Source organism: Methylosinus sp. R-45379, from assembly GCF_001644125.1.
Lineage (GTDB): Bacteria > Pseudomonadota > Alphaproteobacteria > Rhizobiales > Beijerinckiaceae > Methylosinus.
The window spans coordinates 1-15,188 of the sequence record NZ_LUUM01000269.1 but is presented as its reverse complement, the minus strand read 5'-3'; the positions used below and the strand labels follow the sequence as shown (position 1 = coordinate 15,188).

Genomic DNA, 15,188 nt, shown 5'->3' with positions numbered 1-15,188 from the left:
CGCTGGAGACGTCGAAGCCGACGGGCCGAGCCGGACCATGCGCATATTTGGACGAAGCTGCTGTGACTTGGCGCACATCTTGGTTTCCGATAATGATGATGATGCGGAGCGGACGACGAGTCCGTCGCCTGTTTGCGCGCCGCAGCGAAGCGTCGCCCCGGTCGATTTCAATAATTCATCGAGGAAAGGTCGGCCCCGTGACGTCACGTCCCAAATTCGCGATCGTCACCATAGGAAGCGGCTCCTATCTCGGCTCGACGGTCCATGACGCCACGCTCGCCAATGCGCTCCGCCGCCGCGGTTACGAGGTCGTCGTCTATTGGATGCTCGAAGAGACGCCCGAGCTTCTCGCCGCTGGAGTCGAGCAGAGAATGTTGTGCCACGGCACGCGCTATCAATTCTCGCGCCCTTCGGAATTCATGGATCGCATCATCGGGCGCATCGCCTTTCGACTGCCGCGGAAATTGCGGCGCGCCGTCGCCCAGGGCGTTCCGGGCTTCGTCGAAAATCTCATGCGCAATCTGGTCCGCTCGCTGTTTTGCTACGAGCAGACCGATGTCGCTCTGGCGAAGAGGCTCGCGCGCTTCATCGAGCAGGACGGCGTCACCCATGTCAAAATGGGCTTCGGCTCGATCGGCTCGCTGGCGCTAGAGGCGCAAAAGCACACGCGCAAGCCGTTCGACTATCTGGTGACGTTCCAGGGCGACGAGGAATTCGCGAGCCTCGCGGAGGCCTGCGGCGTGATGGATATTTATCGGCGCCGCGTGGACGAGGCGGTGCGAAACGCGCGCTGGCCGGCGATCGTCCTCAGCCGGCATTATGCGTCCCGCCTCGTCGACGATCTTCGTCTCGACGGCTCTCGTCTCGAGATTCTCTATTGCGGGATCGAGCCGCCGAAGGAAGGGCCGGCTCCCGATTTCTCGGTTCTGACGGAAAGCTTTCCGCGTCTGCGGCGCGATCTTCCGATCCTCGCCTTCGTCGGCCGCCAAGAGAGCGAGAAGGGCATCGACCTTCTTCTCTATGCGGCGAAGATCCTTCTCGCCCGCGGTCTCCGCTTCCAGCTGGTCATCTGCGGCGCAACGGCGAAGGGCCTCGCCTATCGCACCGCGATCCACGACATTGTGACGCATCTCGGCATTGATCTCCACCATTCGGGCGCCGTGTCGACAGCGACGCGCGACGCTCTTTTCGCGCATTGTCGGTGCGCCGTGTGCCCCTCCATCAATGGCGAGCCCTTCGGGCTGGTCGTCGCCGAGGCGATGAGCCTCGGCGCTCCGGCGGTCGTTCCGGATTATGGCGGCGTCGCCGAGGTGGTGGCCGATGGCGGCCGCGCCGGCGGATTGATCTTTCGATGCTGGGACAGCGGCGATCTCGCGCGCCAGCTCGAACGCCTGCTGACCGACGACGCCCTGCATGCCGAGCTCGCCGACAATGCGCCCCGCGTCGCCGCGCGCTTCTCGACCGAGAATATGGTCGACGGATTTCTCGCGCATATCGGCCTGCGAGAGCAGGCCGCGCCGCAAATTCTCCACGAGGACGCGACGAGCCTCTAGAAAGGGCGAAAGCACGCCCATTGAACGCCGCCCATTATGACGCTATATTGCGTCATAATATTCGGCGGCCAGCGGAGGCGGAACCATGAGCCTGGCTCGATATGCGGATGATGGGATTTTCGCGCCCCGCAAGATCGCGGACATGCTCCGCACCTCGAGCGAGGAGATCGCCCGCACCGCCGGCCTGGGCAAGGACGCCGTGCAGCGCGCCAGCCGGCTTCGCTCCGATAAGACGCAGCGTCGCCTGCGGGAGATGGTCGAGGTCCTCAACAAGGTCGAGTCGCGCTTCGGCTCGGCGCTTCTGGCCTATGCCTGGTACCGCTCGGAACCGCTCGCCGGCTTTTCCGGCTTCACCGCCATGCAGCTCGTCAAAAGCGGCCGGGCGGACGAGGTGCTCGATTATATCGACGCCGTCGATGCGGGCGTCCACGCCTGAGCGCGGCCATCACCTATAGGGGCAAGCTCTATCGAGCGCTCAATCCCGTCTATGCGCGCGAGCCGCTCTCGGGCTACGGGGCCGCTCTGCATGGCGGTCGCTTCAATCCCAAAGGCGTTCCCGCGCTGTATTGCTGCCTCTCCATCATGACGGCCATTCGGGAGGCCAATCAGGTCGGCAGTCTGCAGCCCACCACGCTCGTGTCCTACGACGCCGATCTCGAGCGCATTTTCGATGCGCGGGATGCGAAGGCGCTCGCGAGCGAAGGCATGGACGCGACCGCGCTCGCGGCTTCGATCTGGCGCGACGAGATGCGCGCGAGCGGCGAAGCGAGAACACAGAGCTTCGCCCGGCGGCTGATCGGCGCTGGCTATTGCGGGCTGCTGGTTCGCAGCTTCGCCCCGGGAACGAGCGAGGACGATCTCAACCTCGTGCTCTGGTCGTGGGGAAACGCCCCTCCGTCCTATCTGTCGCCGATCGACGACGAGGGTCGGCTGTCGAGGTGACGCGAAAGAAGCTGGCGCTATCTCGCATGCTCGTCGAGAAACTTGCGGCAGGCGTCGAAGTCCTGCCGATAGCCTTCGGGCAATTTCACTTTCTTGGCCCGCGAGAGATTTTGCGCATAGGCGACCATTTTCTCGGTTGGCGCTTTGGCGCGACCGGCGCGCTCTTCGCCGCCGCTCTCCTGCGATGCGGGTGATTTCGCCTTCGACGCACGACGCCGCGGACTCGCGCTCGCGCTCTTTGGCGCCGCGGCGCGAGCGTCGGCCGGTCCGCTGCGACGGCTGCGCCCCGATCGACGCGCCGGCGCCGAGGTCGTCAGCTCGACTTTTCCATTCGATTTTTCGACCAGAGCGTCGATCAGCTCCCGCGCGGCGGTGGCGACGCCATCGATGACAGCGTGATAATCCGCCTTGCCGACGAGAATCTCATCGAGGCGCATCTCCCACAGAGCCGTCGTCGCGGGATCGACCAGCGCGGGCGCGGCGCCACGCAGCAGCTCGAACAATTGCAGCCCGGCGGGCGTCGGCAGCACCAGCTTGCCATCCGCTGTAAACAGATTCTGCCGCTTCAATCCCTTGATGATCTCTGCCCGCGTCGCGGGCGTGCCGATCCCCTTGGCTTCCTTCAGCCGGTCGCGAAGCGCGACATCATCGACGAAGCGCCATGCATTCTGCATCGCATCGACGAGCGTGCCTTCATTGTATCGAGGCGGCGGCTGCGTTCTCTTCGCTTCGACGCGCGGCTCGGACAGGGTCGCGCGCTCGCCGTCGCGGAGCGCGGGCAGCGTCTGCTCGGCCTCGGTCTCGGCGTCCGGCTCGATCGCCTGATAGACCGCCTTCCAGCCGAGCCGCAGCGGAATCCGCCCGACGGCGCGAAATTCGGCCGCGCTTCGGCCCGCGATCGGAACCGCCATTGTAACGATGGTCTGCCGATATTCGTAATCGGGCATGACGGCGGCCAGATAGGAGCGGCAGATGAGCGCGAACAGGCGCTTCTCATCCTCGTCGAGACGCGCCAAGCGGACTTCGAGATCGTCGAGAACATTGACGTTGGGCACGACCGCATGATGCGAGACGCCCTCCAGCGCCTTGTCGCAGAAATGGCCTGACTTGCCGCGCCGGATCACGGGAGCGGCGATCTCGAGCCGCGCGAAGCCGCGCAGGCGCGTCAGCGCGGCGACGATCGCCGGCGCGTCGCCGATCTGATTTTCGCTCAGATAGCGCGCTTCCGCCCGCGGATAGGTGATGAGCTTCTTGCCGTCGCCATCATAGAGCGCCTGCGCTACGGACAGCGTCTTGTCGGCGGTCCATCCCCAGCGCTGGCCGCAGGTCTTCTGCAAGGATGGGAGATCGAAGAGACGCGGCGGCGCCTGCCGCTTTTCATCGACGGCGACGCCGAGAGGCCCCTGATGGCCGCTGGCGGCTCTGGCGATCGTCTCGGCCTCGGCGCGCGTCTTGATCCGCGCCTTGACCGCCGGAGCATGGCGCATCAAAAAGCTGCCGCCTTCGACGGTCGCGGTGGCGACGACCTCGAAATAATCCTCCGGCCGGAAATTGCGGATCTCCAATTCGCGAAGGCAGACGATCGCCAAGGTCGGCGTCTTGACCCTGCCGATTCCGATCACGCCGCGAACGCCGGGAGAGAGCAATGTCTTCGTCGCCGTCCGCGTCAGCGACAGGTTGAAGATCTGATCGGCCTGCTGGCGCGCCACCGCCGCCTCATAGAGCGGGCGCATGTCGGCGTTGGGCTTCAGCCGGGCGAAAGCCTGCTGCAGCGTCTTCGGGTCCTGGGCGGTGAACAGAGCCCGCCGCACACGCCCGCGATAGCCGAGATGGTCGAGGATTTCCTGGCCGATCAGCTGCCCTTCGCGGTCGCAGTCGGTCGCGAGTATCACATCGTCGCAGGCGGAGAGCGCCGTCGCTATGGCCCGGAGCTTCGCGGACTTATTGCCTTGCGAGGCTTCGCGAGTCGGATAGAGCCCGTCCGGCTTGAGGACGACGCAGGACCAGCGCTTCCAGACGGGGTTGATCTCCTCGGGCTCGGCCAAGCGAAGCAAATGGCCCTCGGCCGGCAGAATCTGCCCGAAGCGCGCGCCGAGAGCCGCGCGAAGATCCTTCGCCTGACTGGCCTTTTCCGTGATGATCAGTGTCGCCATGCGCCAATGCCGAATCGAACAGAGTTTCAGCGTAGCGCATATTCGAGAACGAACAAAGAACAAAAGCACATCCGCGCCCATGGATGAGAACGTCCGCAAAATCCGTTGTGGCGTCCGCTCCACCGATATATATCGAGCTGACATAGCGATAGCGAGGGTGCGTCATTGAGCCACGAGGAAAGAGTTCGAGCGCCGAAGCGCTTTCGCATTGGTCTTTCGGGCTGTGGCGGCGGCCTCGAATCCGTGTCGACATCGCAATTGCTCGCGCTCGCCGAACATGTCGATGCGCTCGGCTTCGATGCGATCTGGATCAATGAGGAGCATTTCCAAGGCAGCATCATCGAGGTCGAGGGGCGGCGCTGTCACTCGCCCATCGCGCTCGCCGCCGCGATCCTCGCCCGCACAAAGCGCCTGCGCGTCGGCTTCTCAGTGCTGCTGCTGGCGCTTCACCATCCCATTCGCCTCGCCGAAGAGATTGCGACGCTCGATGTCCTATCGGACGGCCGCGTCGATTTCGGCGTCTCGCGCGGCGGCAATGGCCGATATCTCGACGCCTATGGCGTGCCGGCGGAGAATGTGAACACGCTGTTTCGTGACAATCTCGCGCTCATTCGACGCGCCTGGACCGAGGAGAAGATCACGATCGGCGAAAGCGCGCTCTCCATCGAGCCCAAGCCCGTGCAACATCCGCATCCGCCGATCTATATGGGCACATATACGGATGAGACCGCGGCCTGGGCGGCGCGCGAAGGACATTCGCTCATTCTGCACGGCATCACCAGCATGGCCAATCAGCGTCGTCTGCTGAAGGCCTATGTCGAAGCCGGCGGCGATCCCACGCGCGCGCCTTTCGGACGTTTCGTCTATGTGAGCGAGTCCGACGAAAGCGCGCGGGAAGAGCTGTGGCCGACGATCGAGAGGCTGACGACGCGGCTGCGCGGCTTCGGCCTCTTCAATCGCAAAGGCGTCGTCACCGAGGCGGATCTCGAGCCCGAGAATTTCTATCGCGACATGGTCATCGCCGGCTCGCCGCAGACTTGCGCACGGGCCTTTCTCGCGCTGCACGACGAGCTCGGCGTCACCTATGTGAATGCGCTGAGCGCCTTCTTCGGCTTTCTGCCTCTGCCTCTGCTCGAGAAATCGCTCGCTCTGCTGGCACGCGAAGCGCGGCCTCTGGTCGAGGCGGCGCTTCAGGAGAGGTCCGGCACGTAGCCGACGACGCCTCTGTCCACTGTGTCGGAGAGCCTCAGCAGCGGCGCGCCATAGAGCCGGCTCATCGAGCCGAGATCGCAGACCGCCTCGGCGCGCCCTTCGGCGATCAAGCGGCCATCGCGCAAGAGCGCGACGCGCGCCTTCAGATTGAAGGCTTGGTCGGGCAGATGCGTGGTCATGACGACGCACTTGCCTTCGGCTGCGAGCTTACGCATCAGATCGAGCACGCGGCCTTGATTTCCGAGATCGAGGCTCGAGGTCGGCTCGTCCATGACGATGATCGGCGTGTCCTGCGCGAGGGCGCGCGCGATCAGCGCGAGCTGCCGCTCGCCGCCGGAAATCTGCGTGAAGGGCTTGCTCGCCAAATGCTCGACGCCCGTGTCGGCCAGCGCGCGCCGCACGACCTCGCGGTCGCGGCGCGAGGGCGATCCGGCGCCCTCTATATGCGCGGAGCGGCCCATCAGAACCATCTGCTCCACTGTGAAGGCGAAGGCGCTGTGGCCGGCCTGCGGCACATAGGCGATGCGCTTGGCGATCTCGCGTCTCGCCAGGCGGTCGAGATCCTCGCCCAGCACGCGGACGCTTCCGGCGTGCGGAGCCGCGAGGCCGAGCAGGCAATGAACGAGCGTGCTCTTGCCGGCGCCGTTGGGGCCGAGCAGCACGAGCATCTCGCCGGCATCGAGCGCGAAAGAGATCGCGTCGAGCACGAGCCGCTCCGCGCGGCGGAACGAAAGACTGTCGATCGCGATCGCGGGCGTCACGACCATTGCTCGCTGCGGGCGCGAATGACGAGAAAAAGAAAGAAGGGCGCGCCGATCACCGCAGTCATGACGCCGAGCGGAATCTCGATAATTGAGGCGGAGCGCGCGACATCGTCGACGCCGAGCACGAAGAGCGCGCCCAATGTCGCCGTCGCGACCATGACGCGGCCGGGCTCCATGCCGAACAGCATGCGCGCGATATGCGGCACGAGCAGGCCGACCCATCCGACGATGCCGGCGACGCAGACCGTCGCCGCGGTCATCGCCGTCGCGCAGAGAATCACAATGATGCGTAGCCGCGCCACATCGGCGCCGAGCGCCGCAGCCTCATGGTCGCCGAGCGCGAGAAGGCTGATGCGCCAGCGCAATGCGAACAGGACGGCGCCGCCGAGCACAACCGGCGCCGCCGCCGTCGCCGCATCCGCGCCATTGGCCTTGGCGAGGCTCCCCATCAGCCAGAAGGTGATGGTGGCGAGCGTGTCGACCGGATCGGCGACATATTTCACCAGCGAGATCAGCGCCTGAAACAGAGCCGACATGACCATGCCGCATAGGACCAGCGTGATGAGCGACTGGCTTTTGACTCGGCTCGCCGCGAGATAGGACGCGCCGACCGCGGCGAGGCCGCCGACGAAAGCCGCCGCCTCCACGGCGATCGTCGGGAGATGAAGCAGCAGCGCGAGCGAGGCGCCGAAGCCGGCGCCGGCCGAGACGCCCAGCAGCGAAGGCGAGGCCATGGGATTGCGGAAGACGGTCTGATAGGCCGCGCCGGCGATCGAGAGACCGGCGCCGACCATGACCGCGGTCGCGATGCGCGGAAGACGCACCATGAAAATAATGGTCTGCGCCGTCGCGTCGCTCTCCGAGCCATTGCCACGGCCGATGAGCGTCTCCACAACGGCGCCGAGCGACAGAGGATAGCGGCCGAGCGCGAGGGAAGCGAGAATCAGCGCGCCGAGCGCGAGCGCCGAGACGAGCAGCAGCCCGCGCCCCTCTCCGTCAGCGGCCGGCGGAGCCCGCCAAAATCTCATCGATCTGCTCTTTCGAGAGAGAGACATGAAAAAATCGCTCGTAGAACGCGGACATTTCACTCTCGAGCATGGTCCGCGAAAATTTTTCGGGATGAATGATCGAGGCCGCCCAGAGAACGGTGAGCGGCTGCTCGATCGTTCGATTCGCCCAGAGGTGTGCGCCTGCGGGCGCGACATGCACGCGGCCGCTTCGCACGGCCGAAACGTCGCGCAGACGCGGCTCGGCCGCGACGAGCTCGGCCTCGCCGCGATCGGCGACGATCAGCACTTCCGGATTCCATGCGATCAATTGCTCGAGCGAGAAGGTGACGCTCTCCTCCGAACGTCCATCGGAGGTGACGCTGCGGCCCCCCGCGTGCGGAATCCACCATTCGGCGATTCGATGCGGCTGCGTGAGACGCCGGTAGTTCACATAGAGCACGCGAGGCCGCCTCGTCTCGTCGACGGAGCCGAGCGTCGTTCGGATCCGCGCCAGCGCCTCGTCGAAATAGCGAACATAGTCTTCAGCGGCTTTTTTCTCATCGAGAATAGCCCCCAGCAGCGTCATCAGCGCCTTGATGTCCTCCGGCTCACGCCAATTCAGCAAGACCGCCGGCAGTCCGAGCGCCGAGAGCCTATCCGTCGCGCTGCGATCCATTGTCAGGACGAGATCGGGCCGCAGCCCGACGATGTCCTCGATCGCGAGACCGCTCGAGGAGCTCTGCAGGAGCGGCTTTTTTGCGAGGTCCGGCGCGAAGACGAATTGATATTTCCGCGCCAGCTCACGGGGCAGGCCATTCACGATCGACTGCTGCCGGCCGAAAGCGAAGAGAAAGCCGTTCAGAACCGGCACGGGACCCACCGTGACGATGCGGGCGACTTTCTCCGGCAGAGTCACGCTTCGCCCATCCATGTCGACGATCGTTCGACATTCGCCAGCCGCGACCGACGCCAAAAGCGCCAGAGCGATGCAGAGGATGCGAGCCAGCTGCGACGACATGGGCGCGCCTCCGCTATTGCTTTCAGAAAGACGCCGTGACGCCGGCGAAGATCGTCCGCGGCGCGCCGACATAATAGGAAGTGCTGCTCAGATTGGTCTCATTCACCGAGATCGCGCTGATGTAGCGATGATCGAAGAGATTGGTGACGCCGGCCGAGACGGTCATCGGCGTGAGGCCGAGCTTCGTGCCGAACTCATAGGAGGCGTTGACATCGACGATGGCGTAAGGGCTCACAGCTTGCGAATTATCCGCGAGACCATAGCGCGTGCTGTTGAACCGAACGACAGGCGTGATCTCGAAGCCGTCGCGATGATAGGTCGCCGCGAGCTTGGCCTGATAGCGCGGCGTGTAGGGCGTCTGCTTGCCGCCGATCTGCATCACGGATGAGGAGCCGGCCTGAATATTCGCCACATAAGTCTCTGAGGCGATTGTGGCGCTGCCGGTGAGCGTCAGCCAGTCGGTCGCCTTCCAGCTCGTCTCGAGCTCGAAGCCGCGGCCGACCGTCGCGGCGTTGCTCTGATAATAGTTCTGCCCGACGGCGGGATCATAGACGAGCACTTCCTTCTTATGCGTCCAGAAGCCGAAGAAGGTCGGCGCGATCGTCAAATCGCCGGTCTCGTAGCGCAGGCCGACGTCCACTGCATCGACGGTCGCCGGCCGAATGCGGCCCATGAGCGAGGCAAGCGTGATTCCCTTGGCGAGATAGGCGGCTTCGACGCCGAGGAAGGAGCTCGCCTGCGGCCCCCAATCCGGGCGGGCGACCTTGCGCGAATAGCTCGCATTGGCGCTCCACTCCTCCGAGAGGCGATGCCGCACGCCGAGATTGGGCAGCCATTCGGAATAGGTGACGGCAGGCGCAACGCCATTCGTGTCGGGCGTCGGAAGATAGCTCCAAACGTCCGAATAGGTGACGTCCGGCAGGCCCTTGGCGTTGAAATATTGCAGATGCGGCGTGCTTTCTATGTGCAGGCGCACGCCGCCGGAAACAGTCGTCGCGTCGAAGGTCTGCGTATATTGCGTGTAGGGGCTGAAGAATTGATGCGTGCCGCTCGTCGCGAGCGACGACCAGCTCGAGAAATTCAGGGATCCGATCGGGGTCACTGTATAGAGCTTCTGATGCAATGGCGGCGGCTCCGGCTCCGCCGACTGGCTCCAAAAGCCGAGCGCGAAATCCGCGTCCCAGGGCAGATGCTTCTTATATTCGATCGTGCCGCCCAAATTATAATTGCTAATCGGCCACAGGCGCACGCTCGCTCCCGATGTCGTCTCCTGATATCCTGTGTTGCGCCAATAATAGGGCTTGAGAACGATCGATTGCGTCGGGTCGATGCGATAGGCGATCTCCGCGAATATCGCATTGGTGACGTAACGCGTGCGATTGAAAGCATAATAGCTCGCGTCGATTCCCGACTTTCCGGTGAAGGCCGTATTATAGTCGAAGAAGGCGGTCGCTGCGAGATTCTGCGTCTGGACAAAGGTCAGCGGCAGATAGGCGTTCGCCTTCTGATCATTATGCACGCCATAGACGGAGACCTCGAGCTGGTCGCCCAGCGGTTGCGTGAGACCGAAGGCGACGTTCTTGCGCCGCGCGTCGCCGTCGCCCTTCCATTTCTCGGCGTCGGTAATGGAGCCCGAGACGAAGAAGGAGGTTCCCGTCGGCAGCCGGCCGGAGTCGATGCGCGCGAAGGTGCGGTGGAAACCATTCGAGCCCGCGCCCTGCGAGATGGTTCCGCTCAGCTTCTCCTTGGGCGGCAGCAAATTGAGATCGAGCACGCCGGCGGCGTTGGAGAAGCCGAAGCCCTGATTGGCGGGAATGCTCCCGCGATAGAGATCGACGCGGCCGATATCGTCGAGATCGAACAGATCGGCGCCGCCGACAATGCCCTGGATCGGCAGACCATTGATGGTGCGCGCGAGGAAGAAGTCCGAAACGCCGCGCACGGTGATGCTGCGATTGAAGGAGAGGCCATAGGGATCCGCCGAGTCCTCGATCACGCTCGGCATCATGTCGAGCACTTTATAGGAGCTCGCTTGCGCTGGACCGCCGAGTATCTTGATTCCTTCCATCGACACGGAGCTCTTCGGTGTCGGCGCATTATTGTCGGCGGCCGGACCGCTCAACGCATCGCCGGGATGGGCGGCGCGAAATGGAGCGTCCGCGGCCTTGGCCCGGTCGCTCCGCGGCGCGGCGTCGGCCCCGATCTCGATAGGCGGCAGGGCTTCTTCGCTCTTCGCCGGGACGGCGGAAGCCGCGAGCGCCAACAGCGAAACGCCATATAACCACGATGGCGTCAGCGGACGCGCCAGCATTCCTCGATTCATTATCATATCCCCAGCCTTCGCCTCAGCCCGCACTAGCTATGTATTTATTCTATATATCCAAAATGACGACGGCGTCCACGACGGCGGACATTTTTTCCAAAATTGTGATTTATTTGCAACAGCTTGCCGCTGTTTGAGGCGCTTCGCTCCGTAAAGCGGCGCTTTGCCGAAACAACAATCGGCGACGCTCGAGCTAAATGCATTATCAGCGAAAGCGTGATGAATTCGAATGAAACCACGCCAGATCTCGGATGAGCGGCTTTTGCGGATGACGCCAGGGGTCATCGGGCGACCCGACTCCCTCTGTGACGCAACCGCCAAAGGCGCAGCAAGTTTCAGGCGCCGTCGCGACGGCGCCCCATGTGCTCAGAATTGTCGGCGCCGACGCGGTCGTCAGCGTGATCGATCACGGGGAAGGCGTGCCGCACGAAGATCGCGAGGCGATTTTCGAGCCGTTTTGGCGCAAGAGCGAGACGACGCCCGGCTCCGGCCTCGGCCTCGCCTTAGCGCACGAGCTGATGGAAAAGCTGCGCGGCCGCATTTGGGTGGAGGACACGCCGGACGGCGGCGCGACCTTCCGCCTGCTTTTCCACAAGGCGTAGTGAGACGCCCTACCGCCGAAGCCGACCGCCGGCCACGCCCGACGAAAGCGGCGGACGAGCCGCCATTTTCAAGCTCGCCTTCCGCGCGCCGACAGCAAACGGGCTATCCGGTCACGCAAATCGGCCAACGTCAGATACAGCACCGGCGTCGTGTAGAGCGTCAGCAATTGGCTGAGCAGCAGGCCGCCGACGATCGTGATGCCGAGGGGGCGGCGAATTTCCGCTCCATCGCCGAAGCTCGCCACCAGCGGAATGGCGCCGAACAGCGCCGCCGCGGTCGTCATCATGATCGGACGGAACCGCAGGCGGCAGGCCTCGACGATCGCATCATGATCGCTCCACCCTCTCTGACGCTTGGCGTCGAGCGCGAAGTCGATCATCATGATCGCGTTCTTCTTCACGATGCCGATGAGCAGAAACAGGCCGATCAGCGCGATGACATCGAGCTCCGAGCCGAAGGCGAACAGCGCGAGAAGCGCGCCGACCCCGGCGGATGGCAGAGTCGAAAGGATCGTGATCGGATGCAGATAGCTCTCATAGAGCATGCCCAGCACGATATAGACCGCCGCCAGCGCCATCACGATCAGTAAAGGCATGTCACTCTGAGACGATTGAAAAACGCGAGCGATTCCTTCCATCCCACGATGCACGCTCGCAGGCATGCGGATCTCGGCGCTCACCCGATCGAATTCCGCGACCGCGTCGCTGAGCGACGCGCCGATCGCGAGATTGAAGGAGATCGTCGCCGCGACGAAAGGTCCTTGATGATTGATCGCGAGCGGAGTCGCGCCTCGCTTCATGCGCGTGAAAGCGACGAGCGGCGTCATTGTCTCGACCGCGGTGCTCACCGCCGAGCCGCTCGAGGCGCCGCTGCGGCCGGAATTGGCGATGGCGTTGGTCGATGCGTTGCGGGCCGAGTCGAGCGAAAGATTGGCGGTCGCAGATGACGTCGCCGAGGTGACGGAGCCGGCCGGCAGCACGGAGGAGGCCGTGCCGCTCGCCGGCTTGGCCGCCGTGCTCACATAGATCTCGCGCAGAATCTGCGGGTCCTGCCAATAGCGCGGCGCGACCTCCATCACGACACGATATTGGTTGATCTCGCTGTAGATCGTCGACACTTGCCGCTGCCCGAACGCGTCATTGAGCGTATTGTCGATCTGCGCCGGCGTGAGGCCGAGCCGAGACATGGTGTCCCGGTCGATGTCGATATAAGTCTCGACGCCGTTTTCCTGCTGATCCGTATTCACATCCACGACGACGCTGCTGCCTTGCAGCGCTCGCATCAGCTTCGGCGCCCATTCGGAGAGCTCGGCCGAGCTGTCGGCCAAAAGCGTATATTGATAAAGCGCGCCGCCGGGCCGCCCGCCGGCGCGCAGATCCTGCACCGGCTGGAGAAAGAGCCGCGCGCCCGCGACTTGGCCCAGCTTGGGCCGCAGCCGCTCGGTGACCTGCGCGGAGGTCACGTCGCGTTCGGCGAGCTTCTTCAGCGTGACGAAGACCGAACCGCTGCTCACGGAGCCGGGCGGCCCGCCTCCGCTGCCCGCCCCCGTGTTGCCCGCCACCACCTCCACCGCCGGATCATTTTGGATAATTGCGATGAATTCTTCCAGCTTCTCCTTCATGGATTGAAACGACGCGCTCTGATCCGCCTGAATCGATCCTTGCAGGCGGCCCGTGTCCTGCTCCGGAAAAAAGCCTTTCGGAATGATGACGAATAGAGTGACCGTCATCGCGATCGCGGCGACGAGCGAGAGCATGACGGGGCCGCGATGACGCAGAGCCGCGGCAAGGCTTCTCTCATAGCCGCGCGCGATCAGAGCGAAGGGTCGGCTCGGACGGCGGTCGCGCCGCGGTCCGGCGCGCAATATCACGGAGCAGAGCATTGGAGTCGTTGTCAACGAGACGACGAGCGAGACCAGAATCGTGATCGACAGCGTGACCGAAAATTCTCGAAACAGTCGTCCGAGCAGTCCGCCCATCATCAGCAAGGGCAGAAAGACCGCGATCAGCGACAGGCTGATCGAGAGGACGGTGAAGCCGACCTCGCGCGCGCCGCGCAGCGCGGCCTCGCGCCGCGACAAGCCCGCCTCGAGATGACGCTCGATATTCTCGAGCACGACGATTGCGTCGTCGACGACGAAGCCCGTCGCGATCGTCAAAGCCATCAGCGATAGAATGTCGAGACTGTAGCCGAGAAGATACATGGCCCCGAATGCGCCGGCGATCGACACTGGCACGGCGACGGCCGGCACCAGCGCGGCGCGCCATTCGCCGATGAACAGAAACACGACGACAATGACGAGCGCGACGGCGATGAAAAGCGTGAGCTCGGTGTCTCGCAGAGAGGCGCGGATCGTCGTGCTGCGATCAGAGGTCGGAATAATCTCGACATCGCTCGGCATCGCCGCCGCGAGCTTGGGAAGCTGGGCCTTGATCTGATCGACCGTCTCGAGGATATTCGCCCCCGGCTGGCGGAAAATGCTCAATACGATCGCAGGCTTGCCCAGCACGATCGCCGCGTTGCGCACATCGGCGACCGAATCCGTCACCTCCGCGAGATCGGCGAGGCGCACGGGATTGCCGTTGCGATAGGCGACGATCAGCGGCAGATAGTCATCCGCGCGCGTCGCCTGATCATTCGTGTAGACCTGCCGTCGCGCGCCGCCGCGAATAATATCGCCCTTGGGACTATTGGCGTTGGCGGAAGCGAGAGCCGCTCGCACATCCTCGAGTCCGACGCCATATTTGAACAGCGCCGATGGATTGAGCTCGACACGCACGGCCGGCGAAGCGCCGCCGTTGATCGCGACTTGTCCGACGCCGGGAAATTGCGACAGCCGCTGCTGAAGCACATTGCTCGCTGCGTCATAGAGCTGCGCGCGGGAGAGCGATTTCGACGTAAGGGCGAGAATCAGGATCGGCGCATCGGCGGGGTTGAACTTGCGATAGGTGGGGTTCGACGAGATCCCGGTGGGAAGATCCGCCGCCGCGGCGTTGATCGCCGCCTGAACGTCGCGGGCGGCGCCGTTGATGTCGCGGTCGAGCCCGAATTGCAGCACGATGCTGGTCTGGCCGGTCTTGCTCGTCGAGGTCATCTCGGACACATCGGCGATCGCGCCCAGCCTTCGCTCCAAAGGGCCAGCGAGACTCGTCGCGACCGTTTGCGGAGAGGCGCCCGGCAGCGAGGCGGAGACCGAGAGCGTCGGCATGTCCACCTGCGGCAGCGGCGCCACCGGCAAGCGCACGAAAGCGAGCGCGCCGGCGAGCGTCAAGCCGATCGTCAGCAATATGGTCGCGATCGGCCGCTCGATGAAAGGCGCCGAAATATTCATTCGGTCGCCTCCGCCTGCGCGCGCTCTTCGTCTCCGCCGCCGAGCCGCGCGAAACGAGACGCCAGCCGATCGAAATAGAGATAGACGACCGGCGTCGAGAACAGAGTGAGCATCTGGCTCACGAGCAGGCCGCCGACGATGGAGACGCCGAGTGGCTGACGCAGCTCGGAGCCGACGCCGGAGCCGAGCATGAGCGGGATGGCGCCGAGCATGGCGGCCAGCGTCGTCATCAGGATCGGACGGAAGCGGAGCAGGCACGCCCGATAGATCGCCTCTCGCGGAGCCAGCCCGTCGACGCGC

The 15,188-nt window shown here is 64.2% G+C and carries 12 protein-coding genes; 5 read left to right on the top strand and 7 right to left on the bottom strand.

All coding sequences use genetic code 11. The features are described from left to right. Positions 1 to 197: 197 nt before the first annotated feature. From A1351_RS16405 to A1351_RS16395, 3 genes are all read left to right on the top strand, one after another. Entirely contained in the window at positions 198 to 1,553 is a 1,356-nt protein-coding gene (locus tag A1351_RS16405; protein ID WP_064033500.1) for a glycosyltransferase family 4 protein, read from the top strand. 85 nt (positions 1,554 to 1,638) lie between these two features. Next, positions 1,639 to 1,989: an antitoxin Xre/MbcA/ParS toxin-binding domain-containing protein gene (locus tag A1351_RS16400; RefSeq protein WP_024882200.1), complete on the top strand. Its 351-nt coding sequence runs from the start codon at positions 1,639 to 1,641 to the stop codon at positions 1,987 to 1,989. An 8-nt stretch (positions 1,990 to 1,997) separates the two neighbouring features. Further along, positions 1,998 to 2,495 carry an RES family NAD+ phosphorylase gene (locus A1351_RS16395; protein WP_024882201.1) on the top strand — a complete coding sequence of 166 codons (498 nt, stop codon included), beginning with the start codon at positions 1,998 to 2,000 and terminating at the stop codon, positions 2,493 to 2,495. A 17-nt stretch (positions 2,496 to 2,512) separates the two neighbouring features. Here the strand turns inward: A1351_RS16395 and A1351_RS16390 are convergent, their stop codons facing one another. Then, entirely contained in the window at positions 2,513 to 4,648 is a 2,136-nt protein-coding gene (locus A1351_RS16390; RefSeq protein WP_064033499.1) for a DNA topoisomerase, read from the bottom strand. 243 nt (positions 4,649 to 4,891) lie between these two features. On the opposite strand from A1351_RS16390, the gene A1351_RS16385 reads away from it, so the two are divergent. After that, positions 4,892 to 5,860 (top strand): LLM class flavin-dependent oxidoreductase, encoded by a 969-nt coding sequence (locus A1351_RS16385; protein ID WP_245267497.1) that lies wholly within the window; start codon positions 4,892 to 4,894, stop codon positions 5,858 to 5,860. Here the strand turns inward: A1351_RS16385 and A1351_RS16380 are convergent. Genes A1351_RS16380 through A1351_RS16365 form a run of 4 tightly spaced genes read right to left on the bottom strand, consistent with a single transcriptional unit; the run spans position 5,839 to position 10,954 of the window. Further along, positions 5,839 to 6,621 (bottom strand): ABC transporter ATP-binding protein, encoded by a 783-nt coding sequence (locus A1351_RS16380; RefSeq protein ID WP_166671866.1) that lies wholly within the window; start codon positions 6,619 to 6,621, stop codon positions 5,839 to 5,841. The two genes, A1351_RS16385 and A1351_RS16380, sit on opposite strands and share 22 nt — an antisense overlap. Then, complete coding sequence (locus A1351_RS16375) at positions 6,618 to 7,652, bottom strand: iron ABC transporter permease (protein ID WP_064033498.1); 1,035 nt, start codon at positions 7,650 to 7,652, stop codon at positions 6,618 to 6,620. The genes A1351_RS16380 and A1351_RS16375 overlap by 4 nt, the downstream gene beginning before the upstream one ends. Continuing rightward, positions 7,621 to 8,631: an ABC transporter substrate-binding protein gene (locus A1351_RS16370; protein ID WP_064033497.1), complete on the bottom strand. Its 1,011-nt coding sequence runs from the start codon at positions 8,629 to 8,631 to the stop codon at positions 7,621 to 7,623. Before A1351_RS16370 ends, A1351_RS16375 begins: the two co-directional genes overlap by 32 nt. Before the next feature lie 22 nt (positions 8,632 to 8,653). Beyond that, positions 8,654 to 10,954 carry a TonB-dependent receptor gene (locus tag A1351_RS16365; protein ID WP_198162441.1) on the bottom strand — a complete coding sequence of 767 codons (2,301 nt, stop codon included), beginning with the start codon at positions 10,952 to 10,954 and terminating at the stop codon, positions 8,654 to 8,656. A 305-nt stretch (positions 10,955 to 11,259) separates the two neighbouring features. Between A1351_RS16365 and A1351_RS16360 the strand changes: the two genes are divergently transcribed. After that, on the top strand, positions 11,260 to 11,556 hold the full coding sequence (locus A1351_RS16360; protein WP_083967377.1) for a sensor histidine kinase KdpD: 297 nt from the start codon (positions 11,260 to 11,262) through the stop codon (positions 11,554 to 11,556). A gap of 68 nt (positions 11,557 to 11,624) precedes the next feature. Here A1351_RS16360 and A1351_RS16355 read toward each other — a convergent pair whose 3' ends face one another. Both A1351_RS16355 and A1351_RS16350 read right to left on the bottom strand, forming a co-directional pair. Then, the gene (locus tag A1351_RS16355; protein WP_064033494.1) at positions 11,625 to 14,888 is read right to left on the bottom strand and encodes an efflux RND transporter permease subunit; all 3,264 of its coding nucleotides are present in this window, start codon (positions 14,886 to 14,888) and stop codon (positions 11,625 to 11,627) included. Next, the coding region (locus tag A1351_RS16350; RefSeq protein ID WP_157096348.1) for an efflux RND transporter permease subunit at positions 14,885 to 15,188 on the bottom strand (304 nt) is incomplete at its 5' end. The genes A1351_RS16355 and A1351_RS16350, both read right to left, overlap by 4 nt.

What these genes read in the sequence shown, in the direction of transcription:
- A1351_RS16355 (WP_064033494.1), bottom strand. Translation starts at nt 14,888, where the DNA reads ATGAATATTTCGGCGCCTTTCATCGAGCGGCCGATCGCGACCATATTG.
- A1351_RS16400 (WP_024882200.1), top strand. Translation starts at nt 1,639, where the DNA reads ATGAGCCTGGCTCGATATGCGGATGATGGGATTTTCGCGCCCCGCAAG.
- A1351_RS16375 (WP_064033498.1), bottom strand. Translation starts at nt 7,652, where the DNA reads ATGAGATTTTGGCGGGCTCCGCCGGCCGCTGACGGAGAGGGGCGCGGG.
- A1351_RS16390 (WP_064033499.1), bottom strand. Translation starts at nt 4,648, where the DNA reads ATGGCGACACTGATCATCACGGAAAAGGCCAGTCAGGCGAAGGATCTT.
- A1351_RS16370 (WP_064033497.1), bottom strand. Translation starts at nt 8,631, where the DNA reads ATGTCGTCGCAGCTGGCTCGCATCCTCTGCATCGCTCTGGCGCTTTTG.
- A1351_RS16365 (WP_198162441.1), bottom strand. Translation starts at nt 10,954, where the DNA reads ATGAATCGAGGAATGCTGGCGCGTCCGCTGACGCCATCGTGGTTATAT.